Annotated in this window: 20 protein-coding genes; 8 read left to right on the top strand and 12 right to left on the bottom strand. The window is 68.4% G+C overall.

Annotated features, from left to right (window positions below; genetic code table 11):
- Positions 1-26: 26 nt before the first annotated feature.
- Positions 27-1,841 carry a LamG-like jellyroll fold domain-containing protein gene (locus BLW75_RS26425; protein WP_034314499.1) on the bottom strand — a complete coding sequence of 605 codons (1,815 nt, stop codon included), beginning with the start codon at positions 1,839-1,841 and terminating at the stop codon, positions 27-29.
- A gap of 77 nt (positions 1,842-1,918) precedes the next feature.
- Between BLW75_RS26425 and BLW75_RS26420 the strand changes: the two genes are divergently transcribed.
- Positions 1,919-2,446, top strand: a complete 528-nt coding sequence (locus BLW75_RS26420; protein WP_034314496.1) for a hypothetical protein — start codon at positions 1,919-1,921, stop codon at positions 2,444-2,446.
- Here BLW75_RS26420 and BLW75_RS26415 read toward each other — a convergent pair whose 3' ends face one another.
- Together BLW75_RS26415 and BLW75_RS26410 are read right to left on the bottom strand one after the other, a co-directional pair.
- Positions 2,447-2,911 carry a DUF6328 family protein gene (locus tag BLW75_RS26415; RefSeq protein ID WP_034314493.1) on the bottom strand — a complete coding sequence of 155 codons (465 nt, stop codon included), beginning with the start codon at positions 2,909-2,911 and terminating at the stop codon, positions 2,447-2,449.
- Positions 2,856-3,830: a DMT family transporter gene (locus BLW75_RS26410; protein WP_198935762.1), complete on the bottom strand. Its 975-nt coding sequence runs from the start codon at positions 3,828-3,830 to the stop codon at positions 2,856-2,858. Before BLW75_RS26410 ends, BLW75_RS26415 begins: the two co-directional genes overlap by 56 nt.
- A gap of 124 nt (positions 3,831-3,954) precedes the next feature.
- Here BLW75_RS26410 and BLW75_RS26405 point away from each other — a divergent pair, with 124 nt between their 5' ends.
- A complete protein-coding gene (locus BLW75_RS26405; protein ID WP_034314490.1) occupies positions 3,955-4,506 on the top strand; it encodes a superoxide dismutase family protein in 552 nt (183 codons plus the stop codon).
- Between the two features lie 9 nt (positions 4,507-4,515).
- Here the strand turns inward: BLW75_RS26405 and BLW75_RS26400 are convergent, their stop codons facing one another.
- From BLW75_RS26400 to BLW75_RS26385, 4 genes are all read right to left on the bottom strand, one after another.
- Positions 4,516-4,917, bottom strand: a complete 402-nt coding sequence (locus BLW75_RS26400; RefSeq protein ID WP_034314488.1) for a TIGR03667 family PPOX class F420-dependent oxidoreductase — start codon at positions 4,915-4,917, stop codon at positions 4,516-4,518.
- A 43-nt stretch (positions 4,918-4,960) separates the two neighbouring features.
- Positions 4,961-6,928 carry a DUF2339 domain-containing protein gene (locus tag BLW75_RS26395; protein ID WP_034314486.1) on the bottom strand — a complete coding sequence of 656 codons (1,968 nt, stop codon included), beginning with the start codon at positions 6,926-6,928 and terminating at the stop codon, positions 4,961-4,963.
- A 72-nt stretch (positions 6,929-7,000) separates the two neighbouring features.
- Positions 7,001-7,759 (bottom strand): polyprenyl diphosphate synthase, encoded by a 759-nt coding sequence (gene uppS / locus BLW75_RS26390; RefSeq protein ID WP_034314483.1) that lies wholly within the window; start codon positions 7,757-7,759, stop codon positions 7,001-7,003.
- A 150-nt stretch (positions 7,760-7,909) separates the two neighbouring features.
- Positions 7,910-8,485, bottom strand: coding sequence for a DUF3800 domain-containing protein (locus BLW75_RS26385; protein WP_034314481.1), 576 nt, complete (start codon positions 8,483-8,485; stop codon positions 7,910-7,912).
- A gap of 151 nt (positions 8,486-8,636) precedes the next feature.
- Between BLW75_RS26385 and dusB the strand changes: the two genes are divergently transcribed.
- The 6 genes from dusB to phoU all read left to right on the top strand — a co-directional run bounded on the left by dusB (position 8,637) and on the right by phoU (position 15,058).
- On the top strand, positions 8,637-9,782 hold the full coding sequence (gene dusB / locus BLW75_RS26380) for a tRNA dihydrouridine synthase DusB (protein ID WP_034314478.1): 1,146 nt from the start codon (positions 8,637-8,639) through the stop codon (positions 9,780-9,782).
- 22 nt (positions 9,783-9,804) lie between these two features.
- Entirely contained in the window at positions 9,805-10,638 is an 834-nt protein-coding gene (locus tag BLW75_RS26375) for an alpha/beta fold hydrolase (protein ID WP_034314474.1), read from the top strand.
- Between the two features lie 58 nt (positions 10,639-10,696).
- Positions 10,697-11,308: an isopentenyl-diphosphate Delta-isomerase gene (idi, locus tag BLW75_RS26370; RefSeq protein WP_034314471.1), complete on the top strand. Its 612-nt coding sequence runs from the start codon at positions 10,697-10,699 to the stop codon at positions 11,306-11,308.
- A gap of 65 nt (positions 11,309-11,373) precedes the next feature.
- Positions 11,374-12,102, top strand: coding sequence for a GGDEF domain-containing protein (locus BLW75_RS26365; protein ID WP_034314469.1), 729 nt, complete (start codon positions 11,374-11,376; stop codon positions 12,100-12,102).
- Positions 12,103-12,308: 206 nt separating this feature from the next.
- On the top strand, positions 12,309-14,315 hold the full coding sequence (locus BLW75_RS26360; protein ID WP_395766731.1) for an LCP family protein: 2,007 nt from the start codon (positions 12,309-12,311) through the stop codon (positions 14,313-14,315).
- Positions 14,316-14,395: 80 nt separating this feature from the next.
- Positions 14,396-15,058 (top strand): phosphate signaling complex protein PhoU, encoded by a 663-nt coding sequence (gene phoU, locus BLW75_RS26355; protein WP_034312635.1) that lies wholly within the window; start codon positions 14,396-14,398, stop codon positions 15,056-15,058.
- Positions 15,059-15,514: 456 nt separating this feature from the next.
- Here phoU and pstB read toward each other — a convergent pair whose 3' ends face one another.
- The 5 genes from pstB to mshD all read right to left on the bottom strand — a co-directional run bounded on the left by pstB (position 15,515) and on the right by mshD (position 20,583).
- Complete coding sequence (gene pstB / locus BLW75_RS26350) at positions 15,515-16,291, bottom strand: phosphate ABC transporter ATP-binding protein PstB (protein WP_034312633.1); 777 nt, start codon at positions 16,289-16,291, stop codon at positions 15,515-15,517.
- 10 nt (positions 16,292-16,301) lie between these two features.
- Positions 16,302-17,219: a phosphate ABC transporter permease PstA gene (pstA, locus tag BLW75_RS26345; RefSeq protein WP_034312630.1), complete on the bottom strand. Its 918-nt coding sequence runs from the start codon at positions 17,217-17,219 to the stop codon at positions 16,302-16,304.
- Positions 17,220-17,221: 2 nt separating this feature from the next.
- Complete coding sequence (pstC, locus tag BLW75_RS26340) at positions 17,222-18,139, bottom strand: phosphate ABC transporter permease subunit PstC (RefSeq protein WP_034312675.1); 918 nt, start codon at positions 18,137-18,139, stop codon at positions 17,222-17,224.
- Between the two features lie 212 nt (positions 18,140-18,351).
- A complete protein-coding gene (pstS, locus tag BLW75_RS26335; protein ID WP_034312628.1) occupies positions 18,352-19,479 on the bottom strand; it encodes a phosphate ABC transporter substrate-binding protein PstS in 1,128 nt (375 codons plus the stop codon).
- Between the two features lie 228 nt (positions 19,480-19,707).
- A complete protein-coding gene (gene mshD, locus BLW75_RS26330; protein ID WP_034312625.1) occupies positions 19,708-20,583 on the bottom strand; it encodes a mycothiol synthase in 876 nt (291 codons plus the stop codon).
- Positions 20,584-20,624 lie beyond the last annotated feature (41 nt).

Here is a 20,624-nt window from a genome sequence, read left to right as displayed (position 1 = left end):
ATCCACCATTACCGCGCACGATCCGCTCAGCCGAGCATGAACTCGCGGAGCTCCAGCGCTCGCGCCACCACCCGGACGTCGCCGAGCCAGCCGTGGAACGCCTGCTCGACGATCGAGTCGTAGGCGTAGGCGCCGATCAGCCACGAGCCGCCGGGATTCGCGATCCCCGCGGCCGTCGTCTTCGGATTCCGCAGCACCGGGCAGCCGTCGACGTAGAGCGTCGTGCGCCTGCCGTCGTTGACCGCCGCGACGTGGATCCATTCCTCCAGCGCCAGTTCGTGCCCCCAGCAGGTGGAGATCCCGTTCTGGTTCACCGGGAACACCGCCCACTGGAACGCGGCACCGTCCGAAAGGGACAGTGTGGCCGAGGGTTCGCCGGGATCGTCGCCGGTCTTGCCCGCCTTGCCGCCGGAGCCCTGCCTGCCGAAGATCGCGGCCCAGGCGTGCTTTCCGTCCTTGAAATCCGCGGGCAGCTTGACGAACGCCTCGACGGTGTAGCCGCGCGCGAACGTCTCCGCGTTCATCGGCGCGGAGTCCGCCGTGCGCAGATACCCACCGCGAGCCGGTTTCTTGCCGCCGTCGAACCGGAGACTCGACCTCGACGGCTGCCGCCCGGAGAACTCGCCGGAGAACCGCAGCGCCTCGGGCGCGCTGCCGGGCAGGGTCACGCGGACCAGGTCGTTGCCCCGGCCCGAAAGGTCACGGACCTTGTCGACGGGCGCGCCCTCCTGGCCTTCGAACCGCCAATAGGCCACGGTCCCGCGGATCAGCTGCCGCTCGGCCGGCCGCGCGGGCGGGACCGGGACCGGCGCGAACCCGGCGAACCTCGACTCGAAGTCGATCTCCAGGCTGAAGTAGTCGGCCGGGCCGGTGCGTTCGATCTCCTGCCGTTGCAGCTCGTTCAGCCGCGGCGCCTGGTCCGCCAGCCACGGCGAGAAAGTGCGGACGTCGATGACGTTCCGCGCCAGGTCGAAGCGGTAGAGCCGGATCATCGCGCTGCCGCCGTAGTAGCGGTCCTGGTAGTTCGTGATGTGCAGATGGACGTCGTGGCCCGCCCGGTTCTGCTTCACCGCGCGTCCCGGCGGCCAGAAGTGCCCGTTGAGCGTCAGGAAGATCTGGTCGTTCCCGGCGATCAGCTCGTCCCAGACCTTCTGCCCGAACTCCGAGAACCGCGCCTGCCCGGCGTCGTCGGCCCATACCAATTCATGGATGGTCAGAATGGCCGGAAGCCGCGGATTCCGCGCGAGCACCGACCGCGCCCACTCCAGGCCGCCCGCCGACGGCCGCCAGTCGAGCGCGAGCAGCAGCCACTCGCGGCCGCCCGCGCGGAAGACGTGATGGCTGTTGTAGCCGTCCGGGCTCGCACCCCGGAAGGTCCGCGAACCCCGCTGCCGGTGCGGCCCGAACGCGTCCAGGTACGGCGTACGGCCGCGCTGGTCGTCGGTGGAGGACTTGATGTCGTGGTTGCCAGCCAGCGTGCTGTACGGGAACCGGCGCCGGTCCAGGTGCTGGAACGAGCGGCTGATCTGCTCGAACTCGCCGGGCTGCCCGTTCTCGGTGAGGTCGCCGAGATGCGCCAGGAAGACGATGTTCTCGTCGCCGCCGGTGACGTACCGCAGGGTGGCGTCCAACGGCGCGGGGTCACCGCGGTCGGCGTCGAAGAGGTACTGGGTGTCGGGCAGCACCGCGAGGGTGAAGCGGCCGTCTTCGAAGTCCGGGCCGTGATGGCCGAAGGTCGCCGAGGCCGCGGGAGCACCTAGGGCGGGTAACGCGGAGACCGCCGCACCGGCGCCGAGCAGGCCCGCGCCGCGCAGGAAGGTCCGTCTGGAGGAGTCGTTCACGGCCGCAACCTACGGTCGCGGAGGCAACGCGTCCCGAACCGCGGATGAACACTTGCCCCGCTCGGTAGCTTCGTCCCATGGGGAACGTCAAACGCTGGCCCGTGCTCGCCGGGGTCGGTGTGGTGGTGGCCGCGGCAGGCTGGTGGATCGTGGACGAGATGCCTTCGGTGGACGACGCCGTCGCGAGGGAGGCCCTGCCGCCCATCGACGAGAATCTGCGCGCGCTCGCCGGTTCCAGGGAGGCGGGAATCCGGTGGGTGTGCACGCAGAAGGTGATCGAGACCCGGCCCGACGGCGACCTCGTCAAGATCGGCCTGGTCGCGAGCTGCGACGAGGTCGCGAAGGAGGCCGACGGGCTCGTCACGCGCGGCGGATTCCGGCGTCAGCCGATGGTCTACCGCGTCGAACGGACCCCCGGCGGGTACCGCGTGCTCGACCGGAAGGTCGCGAAAGACGGGGCGGGCTACTCGCCTTCGGTCAAGGAGATGTTCTCGTGGGTCGGCGCCCGCCGGGTGCTCGGCGGCGCGAGCCCGGACGACCCTCGAAACGTCTCGCCCGCCGCGTTCGGCCTGCCCGACGGCACCCCGGTGCGCACCGGCCGCTGATCAGTCGCCGTTGCGGTCGATCTTCTTCGGCACCACCAACCACATGACGACGAACAGCACCGCCGTCACCACGCCGAGGATCGTCATCGCGATCGGGCCGAAGACGACCTTGGCGATGAGCGCGACGGTGGTGGTGATGGCGGCCGCGAGGCAGCCGAGCCCGACCAGGACGGACCGGTTGCCGACGGTGAGGATCCGCTCACGGTTCCCGGTGCGGAACAGCAGCCGGTGCCACGCGGCGGGCGCCGTCAGCAGCACCGTCGAACAGACCGTGAGCAGGACCGCCGTCAGGTGGACGGATTTCTCGAATCCGCTCGCCTCGTGGAACTCGTCGGTGAAGACCACCGTGAGCAGGAAACCGAAGAGGATCTGGACACCGGCCTGCGCGACCCGCAGCTCCTGCAGGAGCTCATTGACGTTGCGGGTCAGGCGTTCGTTCTTCGTCTCGCCGGTGTGCTCGACCATTCAGCGGCTCCAAGACCATCGGTTGACGCCTGACCTTTTCGTGCCAGCCGAGCGAAGTCACTGACACCACGACCACGGCGAGGCCCAGCCACTGAGTACCCGACAAATCGGCGTTCAAGCACAATACGCCGATCACGGCGGCCGTGACGGGGAACGCCAACTCCGCGAGCGTCGCCCTGGCCGCGGGCGTCGACCGCAGGCCCACGTAGTACAGGCTCAGCGCCAGCAAGCCGGGGACCAGCGCGAGCAAGGCGAGCCCGAGCGCGTTGTCCCAGCCGACCGCGAACTGGCCGCCCTGGTACGCCACGATTCCCGCCGAGACCGGCAGCCCGACCGTGAAGCGCAGCGTGGTGACCTCCTTCGGCGCCAGCTCGGTGGAGAGCAGCCGTCCGAGCACCGTGCCCGCCGCCCACAACGCGGCCGCGCCGACCGCCAGCAGCGCCGCCTTCGCCGCGGCGACCTGGATGTTCAGCGGATCCTTGAAGGCCAGCAGCCAGGCACCGAGCAGTGCGGGGATCGCGAACAAGGCGTACCCCGGGCGGACCCGCTCACGGAGCACGAAATACGCCGCCAGCACGGCGAACACCGGCTGGAGCTTCTGCAGCACCAACGGCGTCACGGGGTCGCCCAGTTTGAAGGCCGCGGTGAACATCGCCGTCGCGAGCGCGGAAGATCCGCCGCCGATGGCGAGCACGGCCAGCCATTCCCGAGGGCCGGTCCGGCGCAGCGCCCGGATGGCGCCGGGGATGAGGGGGCTCAGCACGAGCACCACCAGCAGGTGCTCCCAGAAAACGACCGTGGCCGCCGGGAGCGCCTCGGCGAGCGGGAGCCGCAAAAGGCCGTCGGTCCCCCAAAGAGCGGCGGCGACCGCGACCAACCAGGTGCGATCCGGAGGGTTGCTACTCACATTTCCTTCCATCCATGCCCCCGCCGCCGCCCTCAACGGACGCGCCGGCGCGCGCATGCTGCTCATAGTTTGAGAATGATCGCCCGACCGAGTGACCACCCTGGCGTGTCCGATTCGTGCGGACTAGGCAAGGGGCATGCGCCCCGTCCCCGTACTCTCGCTTGTCCTGTCCGCGGCCGCACTGGCCCTGACCGCAGGCGCCGGACCGGCCACCGCCGTCCCCGGCTCCCGCGTCCACGTGATCACCGCCAAGAGCGGCCTCACGAGCTACAAACCCGAACTGGTGCCGCCCGGCGCCCGCGCGCACGTCTTCGGGCTGACGTCCAAGGCCCACGGCACCTCGACCGCGATCCTCGTGACCGGCCTGCTGCCCAACCGCGAATACGGTGCCCACGCCCACACGAAGCCGTGCGGTGCCACCGGTGATCTCGCCGGGCCGCACTACCAGAACGTCGAAGACCCGGTGAAGCCGTCGGTGGATCCGGCCTACGCCAACCCCCGCAACGAGATCTGGCTCGACCTCACCACCGACGCCACCGGCCGCGGCGCCGCCGTGTCCAAAGTGGACTGGACGTTCACCGATCGGCGCGCGAACTCCATCGTGATCCACGAAACGCATACGCACACCCACCCTGGCCACGCCGGGACGGCCGGCGCCAGGCTGGCCTGCGTGACCGTCGGCTTCTAGCAGTGTTTCCTAAAACCCCCAGGTGCGTTCAGGCCGGATCCTGATCCGGACGTGGTACTCCCGGTCGAATTTCGGGACGTCGTAGTCGATCGCCGGATAGTGCTTCTCGTATTTTTCGAGGAAGCCCGGCTGCTCCGACGCGACGCCGTCCGGCAGGATCTCGGCCTTGCCGCCGATCACCAGGATCGAGCCGCCGTGCTCGTCGGAGTTGAAGTGAAGGCTGACCTCGGGGTTGCCTTCGATGTGGCGGGTCTTCGCCGTGTCCGGCCGGCTGAAGACGATGATGTCGTCACCTTCGAGCACGAACCACACCGGGCGGGGCGAAGGACGGCCCTTCGGGCTGATCGTGGTCAGCCAGGCGACGTTCTCCTTCGCCCGCTCGGCGAGCCGCGGGTCGGGTCGGTAGCTCATGAACCGACCAACCACGACCCGGCGGCTTTTCTTCCTCGTCCGCTCAGCGGGACGCGACGAGTTTCGCGTAGCGCGTCCCGGCGCCGAGCAGCACCAGGCCGGCGATGAGGAAGGCGGCGACCCTGGCCAGGCCGTCCAGCGCGGCGAGGTCGAACAGCACCAGCTTCAGCACCGCCGCGCCCACCAGCACGAAACCGATCACCCGCAGGTTGACCGCGGAGATGCCGCGGACGAGCAGCACCAGCGCGGCGACCGTCCAGGACACCGTGATCACCACGTGGCCGATCAGGAAACCCGAGCGGCCGGGAACGGCCAGCATCGCGCCGCACAGCACCATCGCGCCCGCGCCGTAGAGCCCGCAGACCCCGGCGAAGAGCCATGGCACCACGTTCTCCGCCGCGGCCTTGAAGAGCCCGAGCCGGTGCGCGACCCACGGAAGCGTGATCGAGACGGCCAGGATCGCCAGTGCCACCAGGAAGGCGGCGACGAGGTCGGCGTCCGGACGGTTCCGGATCAGGAAGAAGAGCGTCGGCGGGACGTCGAAGACCAGCGCGATCATGCCGCCGATGACGGTGAAGCCCAGCCCGCCGAAGAGCGCCACGTGCTTCTTCGTCCACAGCGCGACCAGCGCCAGCAACACCCCTTCGCCGATGAGGATCGCCGAACGGGCACTGCCGTCGAACAGCGTCATCGTCGTCTGAAGGGCCGCGACCAGCCCGGCGGCGCCCGCGAGATCACCGGTCCAGCCGTCGAGCCACTGCCCGGCCGCCCACACCGCGAGCAGCACCAGCGCGACCGACGCCGTGACGAGCACGGCCGGGGTCTTCGGCAGGAACAACGCGGCGAGCAGCGAAGGCGCGGGGGCGACGGCGAGCAGAGCGAGCGCGGCGGCGTCCCCCGGCCGCTTGGCGGTGACGATCAGGGCCAGCGCGAGTCCCACGCCTCCCGCGGCCAGCGCGGCGGCGGTGTTGGCCGTGCTGCCGCCGAGACCGGCGAACGCCGTGCTGAAGACCGACGCGACCAACGGCGGGATCCCGGCCGCGACCGCGACCGACGGCCACGACTGGCGCAGCTGCACGGGCGTCGAAGCGACCTGGACCACCAGCAGGAACGCGACCAGTTGCGGGGTGAAACCCTGCGTGATGATCGGCGCGCAGACCACACAGCCGAGCACGACGGCCGTCGCGAGCAGCGACGACTTCCAGCGCACGGCCAGCAGCAACCCGCCGACCGCGATCAGCAGCCCGAGCGCGAGACCGGCGTAAGCCGGGAGATACTCGTACATCGTCGTCGCGGCGATGGCGTCGAGGTACAACGCGCCGATGCCGGTGGCGGCGAGCGCGAACGCGCCCGTGCGGCCCGCCGGCGTGCGGTGCAGGCGAAGCCCGATCCCGACCAGCGCCGCGCCGAGCACGGCGCCGCCGATCACCCGCGGCAACGGACCGAACCAGCCACGCTGGATCGCGAGCACGAGGAACAGCACGATGCCGAGCAACGTGACCGCGCCGCCGATCCAGGCCAGCAGCCTGCTGCCCGCGCCTTCCTTGCCCAGCTTCTCGGCGAGCGACACCTTCGGGGCGGGCTGGTACGGGCGGTAGGGCTGCTGATACTGCTGGTGGTACTGCTGCTGTTGCCACTGCGCGTACTGGGCCTGCTGGTACTGGGCCTGCGGGTATTGCCGCTGGTAGTGGGCGTACTGCTGGTGCTGAGGGTGGGGGTACGGCTGCTGCGGGACCTGCGGTTGCGGGGCCTGCTGGGCCTGAGGCGGCACCTGGGGTGCGGGCTGCTCGGCTTGCGGCCGGGGCGCCTGCTCGGACACCTGCGGCTGGGCCTCTTCGGCCTGCGGCGTCTGCTGCTCGGCCTGCTCAGGCGCCTCTTCGTGCTGCGGCTCCGCCGCGGACTGGACGGTCCGCAGCTCCGTGCCGACCCGCGCGAGGCGGGCCCCAAGGTCGTCGATCTCCCCGGCGAGCCTGAGGAGCACATCCCCATCGGTGGTCATGGCGATCAGCATGCGGCCTGAAGGCCCCCGAGGGATCCGTAGCACTACTCAATCGTGATGACGATGTGGTCGCGACCTGCAAGATCATCGCGATCGGGCCCACACGCGGAGCGCCCGCAGAAGGTCGATGTACCGGAAGCCCGGCCAGTTGGCGTCACAGAAGTACAGCCGGGAATCCTTGGCCTGCCAAAGCAGGAATCCGGACAGCCGGACCTCGCCGCTGGTCCGGATGATCAGGTCCGGATCAGGACTGCCCACTGTGTACAGATGCGCGGAAAGCGCGTCCACGGAAACGGATTCCGCGATCTCCACAAGGGACTTGCCGTCCGCGGCCCCTTCGAGCACGAGGTCGCGTACGGCGTCGACGATCTCCTCGCGGCTTCCGTACCCGATGGCGAGGGTCAGCTCGGGTCCCGTCGCGCCGCGAGTGTCCTCTTCGGCCCGCTTCAGCACTTCGGCCGTGGAGGACGGCAGCATGTCGAGCCGCCCCACGGGAACCACACGCCAGTTCGCACCCGGTGCGGTGAGCCGGTCACGGACGACGTCCTCGATCACCTGCATCAAGAAGGCCATCTCCGGCGACGCGCGCTTCGTCAGGTTGTCGACCGAGGCGAGGTACACCGTCACATGCCCGATGCCGAGGCCTTCGCACCACGTCATCAACCTGGCGATGTGCTGTGCGCCGTGACGATGCCCCTCGCGAACGTCCTCGAAGCCCATCGCGCGGGCCCAGCGGCGGTTGCCGTCGATGATCACGCCGAGGTGCCGCGGCAGCGGACCCCGGAGGAGGCGGGTGCGGAGCCGTCGCGCGTAGAGGTCGTCGAGCCTGGTCCGGACGCTCATGGAGGCGAAGCTACCGAAATCGCGACTTCAGCACCTGAAACGCCCATGAGCTAAGCTGGACCCGGAGTGCGGCGCCGTGGGCGCAGCACGAGTCGCAGGGCCAGGTGCACCCGGGGAATACCGGGACCCTGGCCTTACGCATGTCCGGGATCAGGCACGTGTGTCGACCTGAAACTCGATGGCGCACTCGGCCAGTTGGTCGGCGTAGTCGGGGATTCCTTGTCTGCGAGCGCGAACAGCCCCGGCGACGATGTCGGAGATCCACAACAGTGGCTCGTCGGCACCGCGAACGTGCCGAATACGAAATACGGCGCCTCGAGGCAAGGAAAAGCGGCATTGCTGGACGGTCCGCACGTCGCGGGCATCGAGCTGGACCGTCCGGCCTTCGGCGACCAAGAGACCGACACCGAGCGCGTGCAGCTCCGTCACCAGGCGTTGCATACAAAGAGAACGGCCACGTTCCTGCCGTCGCGCCGGCACCGGAGTGCCCACCGCCACCAGGTGCAGTTCCCCGAAGTCGGCGACCTGCTTGACGACCGCTCGCTTCTGCCCGTCGGTCAGCACGTTCCAATGCAGTTTTCCCGTGCGTTCGGCCCGTATGCCGAACATGACCTCACGCAGTTCGGAATGCCGTTCGACGGGCAAGACCGCTGCCGCGAGTACGTAGAAGCCACCGTCGTCGTCTTCTTTGAAGGATTCGTCGGCGAAGGCTTGAAGCGCGGACATCCGCCGAGCCTAAGCAGCCTCTTCCCGCCCGATCGGTACGGTCCGGATCCCCCCGTGCAACATCGCGTTCCCTCCACCCAGCCGGGTGACCGCCACACCGCGAACAGCAACGACCCGGCCCACCTGCGAGTGACAGACACCACAGGCGACAATGGAGGACGTGACAGCCACCCTGAGCAAGCCCAGCCTGAAGATCGGCCCCTACGAGGTCGATCCGCCGGTCGTGCTCGCTCCCATGGCCGGTATCACCAACGTCGCGTTCCGGCAGTTGTGCCAGGAGTACGGCGCCGGCATCTACGTCTGCGAGATGATCACCGCCCGCGCGGTGGTCGAGCGCCACCCCGGCACGATGCACATGATGACCTTCGGCGAGAACGAAAAGCCCAGGTCCATGCAGCTTTACGGGGTCGACCCGAAGACCATGGCCGAGGCCGTCCGCATCATCACCGGCGAGGGACTCGCCGACCACATCGACAGCAACTTCGGCTGCCCGGTGGCGAAGGTGACGCGCAAGGGCGGCGGAGCGGCGTTGCCGTTCAAGCGCAAGCTGTTCGCCGACATCGTGCGCGAGTCGGCGAAGGCCGCCGCCGAGGCGGGGGTGCCGTTCACGGTCAAGTTCCGGGTGGGCATCGACGACGACCACCTGACCTACCTCGACGCCGGGCGCATCGCCGAGGCGGAGGGCGCGGCGGCGGTCAGCCTGCACGCGCGCACGGCCGCGCAGCGCTACTCCGGCCAGGCCGACTGGACGAAGATCGCGGCGCTCAAGGAAGCGGTCACCAGCATTCCGGTGCTCGGCAACGGCGACATCTTCTCCGCCGAAGACGCGTTGCGCATGGTGGACGAGACCGGTTGCGACGGTGTCGTCGTCGGCCGCGGTTGCCTGGGCAGGCCGTGGCTGTTCGGCGAACTGGAAGCCGCCTTCGCCGGGCGCCCGCAGCCGACGCCGCCGAACCTCGGCGAGGTCGCGAAGGTGCTGCGCCGCCACACGGAACTGCTCGTCGAGCACGACGGTCACGACAAGGCCATGCGCGACATCCGCAAGCACATGGCTTGGTACTTCATGGGTTTCCCGGTCGGCTCCGAACTTCGCCGCGGTTTCGCGATGTTGTCCAGCATGGACGAACTCGACGATCTCATCGCCAAGCTCGACCACGACGCCCCGTTCCCCAGCGCCGCCACCGGGCCGCGCGGGCGGCAGGGTTCACCGGGCAAGGTCACGCTGCCGCACGGCTGGCTCGACGACCCGGACGACGACTGCGTGCCCGAGGCCGAGGACATGCATTCGGGCGGCTAGCCGTCCCCGTAAAGTCGGCGTCGTGATCGAGCAGCTGAGCATCCCCACCGCGGCCGGTTCCTTCGACGCCATCGCGGCCGGTCCCGAAGACGGCCGCCCTGTCCTGCTGCTGCACGGCTTTCCCGAGGCAGCGGTGGAATGGGAGCACCAGGTCGCGACGCTAGGCGTGCTCGGCTATCGGGCGGTGGCCCCGGATCAGCGTGGTTACTCCCCGGACGTCCGGCCGGAACAAGCGTCCGAGTACACCATCGACCACCTCGTCGGTGACGTCGTCGCGATCGCGGATCGCTTGGGGTGGAACGAATTCGATCTTGTCGGACACGACTGGGGCGGCGCCGTCGCGTGGTGGACGGCCGACGCGCATCCCGGCAGGCTCCGCAGTCTCGCCGTGATTTCGACACCGCATCCGGCGGCGCTGGCGGAGGCCATGAAGACCGACGAGGACCAGCACCTCCGTTCTGGGTACATGACCGAATGGCGGCAGACCCGCGTCACCGAACGGCGGATGCTCGAGAACGACGCCGACGCGCTGCGCCGCATGTTCGACTGGAAGGTGTCGCCGAGCAAGGTCGACGAGTACGTCCGGCGCCTGACCGAACCGGGCGCGCTGACCGCCGCGCTCAACTGGTACCGCGCCGGCCGCCCCGGCGGGAAGATCGGTCCGATCGAGGTGCCGACGCTCTACATCTGGAGCACCGAGGACGCCGCCTTCGGCTCGACGGCCGCACTCGACACCGCGAACCGGGTCACCGGGCCGTACCGCTTCGAGATGATCGAGGACGTTTCACACTGGGTGGTGGAAGAGGCACCCGAAGCCGTCACTTCTTTGCTCGTGGAGCACCTTTCATCCCACTAACAGGGGTAACTCTGGTCGCGGTACCGGTTACAGCAGGACTGCTGGTTCAGTGGGGCCGATGAACAACATGACCGAAGTGGACACCGAACGCATCGTCTACGTCACCGAGGACGGCGAGCCGACCGGTGAAACCGCGCCCAAGCTGGCCGCCCACCACGAGAACACCCGGCTGCACCTCGCGTTCTCCTGCTACCTGTTGCGCAGCAGTGACCAAGCCCTGCTGATCACCAGCCGCGCCGCCACCAAGAAGGTGTGGCCCCGGGTCTGGACCAACAGTGTCTGCGGGCATCCCGCACCGGGTGAACCGATCGAGGAGGCCGTCCGGCGCCGGGCCGCCTTCGAGCTCGGCTTGTCCCGGTTGAACGGGCTCCGGTGTGTCCTTCCGGCGTACCGATACTCCACGCCGCCGTTCGAAGGCGTGGTCGAGAACGAGTTCTGCCCGGTCTTCGTCGCCTGGGTCGACGAAGATCCGGAACCGCATCCGGACGAGGTCGGCGACTGGCGCTGGCTGACCTGGAATGATTACGCACTGTTGCTGAATGACGATGTGGCTGACGTGAGTTACTGGGCGAAAGATCAGTTTTCGCAGCTCAAAGACACCGAGCCGTTTTCGTCCTTACTGAACGGCACTCCGGTGCGTGACAATGGCGCCGAACCGTCGTCCTCTTGAGCGATATTCGCTTTGGCCCGTACTCACACCTCAAGAGATCCCTCCTATACGACGAAAACCAATTCGTGGCGGAGGTGAGCGTGGCAGCCGACGACGAGGCCGCGCTCCCATCGGGCGCGCCGACCACCGATCTGCTCACCCTGCACGAGTCGATCGCGCGAGTCCTCGCCACGCAGGGTGATTGGCGCCGCGCGTACCACCACCTCAAGTCCGCTTTGGACCTCGCCAGGGCGGGCAACCTGCGGGACACCCTGACGTCCAGTTACAACCGCCGCTACCTCGATCAGTGGCTGCACGGCCCGGCCGTCGACCACCGCGGCCCGCCCGGCGTCGCCATCGCCTTGGTCGATCTCGACCTGTTCAAGGGCGTCAACGACACTTTCGGGCATCTGGTCGGCGACCGCGTACTCCGCGAGGTGGCCGACCTCCTGCAGCAAGGACTCCCGCCGGAAGCGTTCTGCGCCCGCTACGGCGGCGAGGAATTCGCGCTCGTCATCCCCGACGTCGACGCCGCCCGCGCCGTGCGTATCGCCGACACCGCCCGTATCCGGGTGGCCCGCCATCCGTGGCGCCGGATCCGCCCCGGCCTGTCGGTGACGATCAGCGTGGGACTCGCGCACGAAAGCCGCGCGGAACCGGATATCGCGGCGGAACCGGAACGGCAGTTGCGCAGCGCCGACGCTTTGTTGTATATGGCGAAACGGGCGGGGAGAAACAAAGTGGCCTATCAGGACGAGGAATCGTCACGAACGATTCCTCAGGCGATGAACGCGGCCGAGTCCGCGGGCGCCTAGCCACCCACTCGATCAAGCGTCGCACTCTGCGTAGCGGTTTCACCCCTTTTAACGCAGCTTTAACCACGACCGCTCACCCGATCGCATGGACCGTTCGGCGCTTCTCGGTACCTTGGGTGAAGAAAATTCCGGGATGGTTGTCGTCACGAACCCGAGGTGTCCGTACGATAACGAAAGAGCTTCGACGAGTCGTGAAAGGAGACCGAGTGCCCGACGAGCACCACAACCCGGGGACCGGTCGCCACAGTCACACCGACAGGAGCGCCGGTGAGCGCGGCCGCAGGGCCCGGCGCCGCTCGATGGACACCCACGGCGGGATCAGCGTTTCCGACGTCGTCGCACGTCACACCGGTGAACGCCCCGTCTTCGATCCCACCGCCGATGCGCCGGCTCCGCGCCGCCTCCGGCAGAGCGAACCGGCGCCCGAGCCTCCGAGACCCGGTGCGCGCGCCGCCCGGACGGAGCCGCCCGCACCTCGCCGTCCTCGTCCGGCCGCTCCCGTCGAAAGCCCGGCGCCCGCGCCTCGCGCGGCCAAACCCGCCACGCCGCGAGCACAGACGCCACCGCGGAATCCGCAGCCCACCGAGACCCCGCGTCCGCCTCGCGCGCGCCAGCCGCGCCGCGCCACACAGGCCGCGCCCGGTCCCGAAGCGCCGACCCAGCGTCGTCCGCCGTTGGTGAACCCGGGCGCTCAGCAGCAGCCCGCGGCACCGCCACCCCCGCGTCGCCCCCGCCGCCCGGTGCAGCGGCCGGTGCAGCAGGCACCGGTCCCGGCGCCGTCGCCGGGCGTCCCGCCGAGGTCCGAGATGGACCGGCTCACCATGACCGACGAGCTCGAGGCGATCGACGACGCGACGATCACCAAGCGCAAAATCGACCACACGCTGGCCCGGTTCTCCGCCGCGCACGACGAGCTCGAGGCCGAAGAGGCCAAGAAACGCGAGCGCCGCGAACGGCTCGCCGCCCGCCCCGCCGCGCTGCTGGAGCAGACCCGCACGGCACTGCAGCGGGTGGTCACGACCACCGATTCGGCGCCCACGGAAGCCGCCGAGGAGTCGGCGCCGCAGACCCGTCTGCAGGAGAAGAAGGAACGCAAGACCAGGCAGACGGCCAAGGCCGGCCGGATCGCCGCCGCCGTGGTCGCCGCGCTCGTGTTCCTCTCCATCGGTTCGGCGTGGGGCGCCCAGACCTGGTTCGACGCGAAGTTCAACACCGTCGCTTCGCTCGACGAAGACTCGTCCGACATCCAGGACGCCGCGGGCCAGACCGGCGACGAGAACTTCCTGATGGTCGGTTCCGACAGTCGTGACGGTGCCGCCGCCGAAGACGGCGTTGGCGACGCCGACGGCACTCCGGGCGCCCGTTCGGACACGGTCATGATCGCGCACGTCCCCGCCGACAGGCAGCGCGTCGTCATGGTGTCCTTCCCGCGCGACCTGGAGATCAGCCGCCCCGAATGCAAGCGCTGGGATCCGGCGACGTCGTCGTACTCGGAGGAGACCTCGCCGGCGCAGAAGATCGCGAAGCTGAACACGGCTTACGCGGTCGGCGGCCCGCAGTGCGTCACGAAGGTCATCCAGCAGATCACCGGCATGAAGATGAACCACTTCGTCGGGATCGACTTCAACGGCTTCAAGTCCATGGTCGACGCCGTGCAGGGCGTCACCGTGTACAACGAGAAGCCGGTCGACGACACCACGCTCGGCATGATCATCCCGCAGGCGGGCGAGGTGCGGATCTCCGGCGACCAGGCGCTGAACTACGTCCGGGCGCGGCACGTCAAGGGCGATCCGACGTCGGACTACGGCCGGATCAAACGGCAGCAGGCCTTCCTCGGCGCGCTGCTGAAGACCGTGATGTCGAAGGAAGTCATCCTGGACACCGGCAAGCTCAGCGGGTTCATCGACGCGTTCGCCAAGGCCACCTTCGGCGAGAACCTCGGCATCAAGCAGATGATGACGCTGGCGAAGTCGATGCGCGGGATGGGATCGGACAAGGTCAAGTTCCTGACCGTGCCCACCACCGAAGAGGCGAACAAACGCGGCAACGAGGTGCTGGTCCAGAGCAGGGCGAAGGCCGTCTTCGACGCGCTGATCAACAACACCCCGCTGGAAGAGAAGGCGCCGGCGCCTCCCGCCGCCGGTGACACGCCGTCCACTCCGACCAGCTCCGCCAAGTCCGGCGGCGCCAAGAAGAGCAGCAGCTCAGGCTGAGGATCATTCGTTAGTCCGGGTTCACGTCGGGTTCACTCTGGGATGCGGCTTTTGGTCCCTGTTCCCCGTAGGGTTGGGCCATGCGTGAGGCTTACCATGTCGAACTCGAACAGCTCGCCGAGAACCTAGCGAGCATGTCGCTCCAGGTCGCCGACGCGATGGAGCGGGCGACCCGGGCGTTGCTCGAGGTCGATCTCGGACTCGCCGAGCAGGTGATCAGCGACGACGCGAAGGTCGACGACGCGCGCGCCGAATGCGAGGAGCAGGCGTACGCGCTGCTGGCCCTGCAGGCACCCGTCGCGACCGACCTGCGGACCGTCCTCGCCGCGATCCACGCGGCGGAGAGCCTGGAGCGGATGGGCGATCTGGCGTTGCACGTGGCCAAGGCCGCGCGCCGCCGTCACCCGGATCCCGTGCTGCCCGACGAGGTGAAGGCCGACTTCGCCAAGATGGGTGAGGTCGGGGTGAACCTGGCCCGCCAGGTCGAGCAGGTCATCAAGTCCAAGGACGTCGAGGCCGCCCGCACGATCGAGTCGGACGACGACGAGGTCGACGAGATCCACAAGCACCTGTTCACGGTCATCATGGACCGGAACTGGGACCACGGCGTCGCCGCGGCCGTGGACGTCACCCTGCTGGGCCGCTTCTACGAGCGCTTCGCCGACCACGCCGTCTCGGTCGCGCGCCGGATGATCTTCGTGGTGACCGGCAAGATGCCCGGCTACGGACCCGACGAGCTGTAACTACTGTCGCGAAGGGGCCCGTCACCGCATCTCACGCGGTGAAGGGCCCCTTCGTCGTCTCACGGCCCTACGCTCGCGGACTGCCTCACGCCACTCATGACCGCCTGGACCGATGTCGGTCGTTTCGCGTGACTGGGCGGACGACACGCGTGAGCCGATGGACGACACGCGTGATCGGGCGGACGACACTGCCGCGGCTGGGCTACGCGGCGAGCCGTCCGTCTGGACACACGTGTCGTCCGCCCAGTCACACGTGTCGTCCGTCTGGACACACGTGTCGTCCGCCCGGACACACGTGTCGTCCATTCAGTCACGCGAGATGCCCGCGCGAGACCGTCACCTGTGCACCGCACTGCCGCCCGTCCGACGCCCCACCCGGCCAGACCCCCAAAGCGTGTAAAGGCCCCCTTCCCTCGACTCAGCCGGGGGAAGGGGGCCTTCACACGCGAGAGAGACTCAGCCGAAGCGGCCCGAGATGTAGTCCTCGGTCGCCTTCTCGTCCGGGTTCGAGAAGATCTTCTCGGTGTCGTTCAGCTCCACCAGGCGACCCGGCTGGCCGACGCCCGCCAGGTTGAAGAACGCGGTCTGGTCCGACACCCGCGCCGCCTGCTGCATGTTGTGCGTCACGATGACGATCGTGTACTCCTTCTTGAGCTCACCGATCAGGTCCTCGATGGCGAGGGTCGAGATCGGGTCGAGCGCGGAGCACGGCTCGTCCATCAGCAGCACGTCGGGCCGCACGGCGATCGCCCGCGCGATGCAGAGCCGCTGCTGCTGACCACCGGAGAGGCCGCCGCCCGGCTTGTTCAGCCGGTCCTTGACCTCGTTCCACAGGTTCGCGCCGCGCAGGGCGCGCTCGGCGACGTCGTCGAGTTCCTTCTTGCCCTTGGTGCCGCCCAGGCGCAGGCCGGCCACGACGTTGTCGCGGATGGACATCGTCGGGAACGGGTTGGGCCGCTGGAACACCATGCCGATCGTGCGGCGGACCTGCACCGGGTCGACCCCGGCGCCGTAGATGTTCTCGCCGTCGAGCAGCACCTCACCCTCGACGCGGGCGCCGGGGATGACCTCGTGCATGCGGTTCAGCGTGCGCAGGACGGTCGACTTGCCGCAGCCCGACGGGCCGATGAACGCGGTGACGTTCCGCGGCGGCACCGAGAGGGTGACGCCGTCCACGGCGTGGAATTTGCCGTAGTAGATGTCCACGTCTTTGACGTCGATTCGTTTGGCCATCTCAAACAGCTCACTTCTTCTTCGGGGCGACAAGACGGGCAAAGAGCATGGCGAGGAGGTTCACGATCGCGATGATCAGCACCAGGGTGAGCGCCGCTCCCCAGATCCTGTCGAACGCGACGGTACCTTCGTCGAACGGGTTGCTGACCCGTTCGTTGTTCATCAGAAGCGGCAGAGCGGCTTGCTCGCCACCGAAGATGTCCCAGTTCACGTAGGCGGAGTAGCCGACGAGGACCAGCAGCGGCGCGGTCTCGCCCATGACCCGGGCGAGCGCCATCATGATGCCGCCGATGATGCCGGACAGCGCGGTCGGCAGGACGATCTTCATGATCGTCTTCCACTTCGGCACGCCGAGCGCGTACGAGGCTTCGCGCAGGTCGTCCGGGACGATCCGCAGCATCTCCTCCGAGGAGCGCACGACCACCGGGATCATCAGCAGCACCAGGGCGAGCGACACGGCGAAACCGCTGCGCGGGAGGCCGAACGTGGTGATCCACAGGGCGTAGATGAACAGCGCCGCGACGATCGAGGGGACACCGGAGAGGATGTCCACCATGAACGTGGTGATCTTCGCGAGTTTGCCGCGGCCGTATTCGACCAGGTAGATCGCGACCAGCATGCCGATCGGCACCGCGATGATCGCGCAGACCAGGCCCTGCAGCACGGAGCCGATGACGGCGTGGGCGACGCCGCCGCCGACCTCGTCCGACAGCACCGAGCCGAAGTCCTCGGTCCACCAGTTGCTGTAGGGGATCCGCTTGACACCGTTGATGACCACGGTGGCGAGCAGCCACACCAGCGGCACCACGGCGATCAGGAACGACAGCCAGATCAGTGCCGTGGCGAAGCCGTTCTTGGCCTTCCTGGCCAGGCTGACCTGCTGGAAGGCGGGCGTGGTGGCGGGGGTCTTCTCGAGCGTGGTGGACATGCTCAGTCCCCCTTCTTGGCGATGATGGATCGCGCGGCGAAGTTGACGACGAACGTCAGCAGGAACAGCACGAGGCCGGCCGCGATGTACGCGCCCGCCGAGATCTCGTTGTTGAGTTCCGCGTAGTCCGCCGCGATCTTCGAGGCGAACGTGGCGCCGCCGTCGAAGAGGCTCCAGGTGAACTCGCGGCCCACCGCGCCGGTCAGGATGATCGCGAGCGCGATCGTCTCGCCGAGCGCGCGGCCGAGGCCGAGCATCGAGGCACCGATGTAGCCCGCCTTGCCGAACGGCAGCACCGTGGTGCGGATGACCTCCCAGCGAGTGGCGCCCAGGGCCAGCGCGCCTTCGATGTGCGGGGTCGGGGTCCGCTCGAACACCTCACGGGACAGCGAGGTGATGATCGGCAGGATCATCACGGCCAGCACGATGCCCGCGGTGAAGATCGTGCCCCGCATGTCCGGCGAGACATTGCCCGCCGCGAAGATCGGGATCCACGAGAAGGTGTCGTTGACCCACTGGGAGAAGGGCTCGATCGTCGGCGCGAAGACCATCAGGCCCCACAGGCCGTAGATGATCGAGGGGACCGCGGCGAGCAGGTCGATCACGTACGCGAACGGTCGCGCCAGCCGCTTCGGCGCGTACTGGGTGAGGAAGAGGGCGATCCCGAGCGAGATCGGCATCGCGATGACCAGCGCCAGCAGGGACGAGTACACCGTGACGAGCAGCAGGCCCATGATCCCGAAGCGCATGTCGTCCGGGGTGGTCTGCCAGACCTGGCTGGTCAGGAAGTTCACGTTGTCGGCCTGGAGCGCCGGGATGGCCTGCACCAGCAGGAACAACCCGATCAGGCCGATCAGTGCGACGACGAAGACGCCGGCACCGGTGGTCAGGAACTGGAAGATGCGGTCACCGGGTCGCACCGTCCTGGAATTGGGGCTCGCGAGCGGCACCGAGGACTTCTCGGGCGGTGACGCGGCAGGTTGCTCCGAAATCGGGTCCTCCGTGAAGGTCTCGCGGACGCCAGAACGCCCACCGGGGTCGCCGGTGGGCGTTCTGGGCGAAGAGGAATCGCTCATCGACTACTTCTGTCCAGCCTGTCTTTTACTGATCAACCTGAAGGTTGGCAACAGGGTCAGGCGATGGCCTTGACAGCGGTCAGGACCTTGTCCTGCAGGCTCTGCGGGATCGGCACGTAACCCTTGTCCGCGAGCGGCTTCTGGCCGTCCGTGGCGGCGACGGTCAGGAAGGCCTTGACGGCCTTCGCGACCTCGGCGTCGGCGTACTTCGAGCAGACGATCTCGTAGGTGGCGAGGATGACCGGGTAGGCGCCGGGGACGTTGCTGGAGTAGATCGCGTCCAGGTCCAGCGCGAGGTCGTTGGTGCCCTCCTTCTTGAACTTCGCCGCGTCGAGGGACTTGGCGACGTTCGCGGCGTTCAGCTCGACACCGCCGGAGCCGCTGTCGATGAGGGCGGTGCTGATGCCGTCCTTCGCGAACGCGGACTCGACGTAGGTGATGGCACCGTCGGTGGCCTTGACCGCGCTGGCCACGCCGTTGGACTTCTCGGCACCGTTACCGACGCCACCGTTGAACTTCTTGCCGTCGCCCTGGGTCCAGGCGCCCTTCGAGGCGACCTTCAGGTACTTCTGGAAGTTGTCGGTGGTGCCCGACTCGTCGGTGCGGGAGATGACCTGGATCGGCTTGTCCGGCAGGTTGACGCTCTCGTTGCCCTTGACCGCCTTGATGGCCGGGTCGTTCCACTTGGTGATGCCGCCGTTGAAGATCTTGGCGGTGACCTCGGGGGTCAGGGTCAGCTTGTCGACCCCGGAGACCTTGTAGGCGACCGCGACCGGGCCGATGACGAGCGGGAGGTTCCAGGCGTCGGAGGCGCACCGGGCCTTGGCCTTGTCGGCCTCCTCACCGGACTTGAGCGGCGAGTCGGATCCGGCGAAGTCGACCTGGTTGCCGTTGAACTGCTTGACGCCGGCGCCCGAACCGCTGGGGTTGTAGTTCACCTTCTGGCCGGAGCACTTGGCGGCGTAGGCCTGCACGAAGATGTCGATCGCGGTCTTCTGCGCGGACGAGCCCTCGGCGGAAAGCGGGTTCTTGCCGCCACAGTCGACGTCGGCCGTGCCGCTGGGGGCGGCGGCGGCACCGGTGCTGCCGGGCTTGGTCGCCGCCGGGTCGGATCCACAGGCGCCGAGCACGAGGGCGGCGGTGGCCACGATGCCGATCGCGCCCGCGGGCCGCATGATCTTCACTGCATTTCCTCCACTGGGAGACTTTCGCCGGATCGGTGGAACGGGAGCGTTCCTTCCGGACCGGACACTAAGCACCGACAGTGGACAGGCGACCGTCTAAGGGTGAACGACAGGTGAACAAGGCGGCCGATGTGAGCAGCGCGACTACTCCGAAAGGGGCCCGTGTCCCAGCCGTGACCTGCGCGTCTGCTCTCCGTGACCGGTCAAGTGCCGCACGTGTGAACGCGGTTACCGAGCGTATTGAACGTCTACCTCGTATCGGGTGAAGCCGAGCTTCGAATAGACCGCGAGCGCCGGCGCGTTGTCGCCTTCGACGTACAAGATCACTTGGCCCAGCCCGCGATCGCGGAGGTACCGCAGCCCGGCGAGCGTGAGTGCCTTCCCGAGACCGCCGCCCTGGGCGTCGGGATCGATGCCGACGACGTAGACCTCGCCGGCGGGCTCGCCGCCGAAGCGGCCGGGGACGGCTTCGTGGATCTTCGTCCAGTGGAAGCCGATGACCTTCCCGTCCTCTTCCGCGAGGAAGAAGCCCTCGGGGTCGAACCAGGCTTCCTTCTCGGTCGCCCGGACCTCGTCGACGGTCAGCGCGCCCTGCTCCGGGTGCCAGTCGAAGGCGCGCGCGTTGACGCGGACCATCGCTTCCTCGTCCTGACCGGGGACGAACGTGCGCAGCGTGACACCCTCGCGCGTCACGGGTTCCGGCCAATCGGCCGCTTCCACGTCCGCGTGCAGGATCAGCAGCTCACGGGCGCGCTCGAAACCTTCGGTCCCGGCGAGATGGACGGCGGCGGGGTGATCTCCGTGCGCCCAGACCCGCAGCGGCTTCCCCTCGACGTGGTCGACGAGCGCCTTGACGAGCGCCCTGCCGTGCCCGGAGCGGCGGTGCGCGGGGTGCACGAACAGTTCGGCGACCTGGTTGCCGTGTGAATCGCCTTCGGTGTCCAGGTGCGCGTACGCGACCAACTCACCGTCGAGACGCCCCAGAAGATGCTGCCCACCGGCGAACCCGGTGTCCTCCGGACGGCCGTCGGCCTCGCGCACGGCGAGCAGGAAGCGGCGGATCTCTTCCGTTTCCGGTTCACGGGTCCAAGCCAGATCGAGCATGAAACCGACCCTACCGGGGAACCCGGCACCCGCCCGGACGT

Origin of the sequence: Amycolatopsis lurida (assembly GCF_900105055.1) — a bacterium.
In the GTDB taxonomy this organism is placed as follows: domain Bacteria; phylum Actinomycetota; class Actinomycetes; order Mycobacteriales; family Pseudonocardiaceae; genus Amycolatopsis; species Amycolatopsis lurida.
The sequence above is the reverse complement of the archived record's forward strand: the minus strand, read 5'-3'. Positions and strand labels throughout refer to the sequence as shown.

Bases quoted from the DNA above. Each gene is read 5' to 3' on its own strand.
- BLW75_RS26420 (WP_034314496.1), top strand. From the start codon at position 1,919: ATGGGGAACGTCAAACGCTGGCCCGTGCTCGCCGGGGTCGGTGTGGTG.
- BLW75_RS26415 (WP_034314493.1), bottom strand. From the start codon at position 2,911: ATGGTCGAGCACACCGGCGAGACGAAGAACGAACGCCTGACCCGCAAC.
- BLW75_RS26410 (WP_198935762.1), bottom strand. From the start codon at position 3,830: ATGGAAGGAAATGTGAGTAGCAACCCTCCGGATCGCACCTGGTTGGTC.
- BLW75_RS26405 (WP_034314490.1), top strand. From the start codon at position 3,955: ATGCGCCCCGTCCCCGTACTCTCGCTTGTCCTGTCCGCGGCCGCACTG.
- BLW75_RS26400 (WP_034314488.1), bottom strand. From the start codon at position 4,917: ATGAGCTACCGACCCGACCCGCGGCTCGCCGAGCGGGCGAAGGAGAAC.
- BLW75_RS26395 (WP_034314486.1), bottom strand. From the start codon at position 6,928: ATGCTGATCGCCATGACCACCGATGGGGATGTGCTCCTCAGGCTCGCC.
- uppS (WP_034314483.1), bottom strand. From the start codon at position 7,759: ATGAGCGTCCGGACCAGGCTCGACGACCTCTACGCGCGACGGCTCCGC.
- BLW75_RS26385 (WP_034314481.1), bottom strand. From the start codon at position 8,485: ATGTCCGCGCTTCAAGCCTTCGCCGACGAATCCTTCAAAGAAGACGAC.
- dusB (WP_034314478.1), top strand. From the start codon at position 8,637: ATGGAGGACGTGACAGCCACCCTGAGCAAGCCCAGCCTGAAGATCGGC.
- idi (WP_034314471.1), top strand. From the start codon at position 10,697: ATGAACAACATGACCGAAGTGGACACCGAACGCATCGTCTACGTCACC.
- phoU (WP_034312635.1), top strand. From the start codon at position 14,396: ATGCGTGAGGCTTACCATGTCGAACTCGAACAGCTCGCCGAGAACCTA.
- pstB (WP_034312633.1), bottom strand. From the start codon at position 16,291: ATGGCCAAACGAATCGACGTCAAAGACGTGGACATCTACTACGGCAAA.
- pstA (WP_034312630.1), bottom strand. From the start codon at position 17,219: ATGTCCACCACGCTCGAGAAGACCCCCGCCACCACGCCCGCCTTCCAG.
- mshD (WP_034312625.1), bottom strand. From the start codon at position 20,583: ATGCTCGATCTGGCTTGGACCCGTGAACCGGAAACGGAAGAGATCCGC.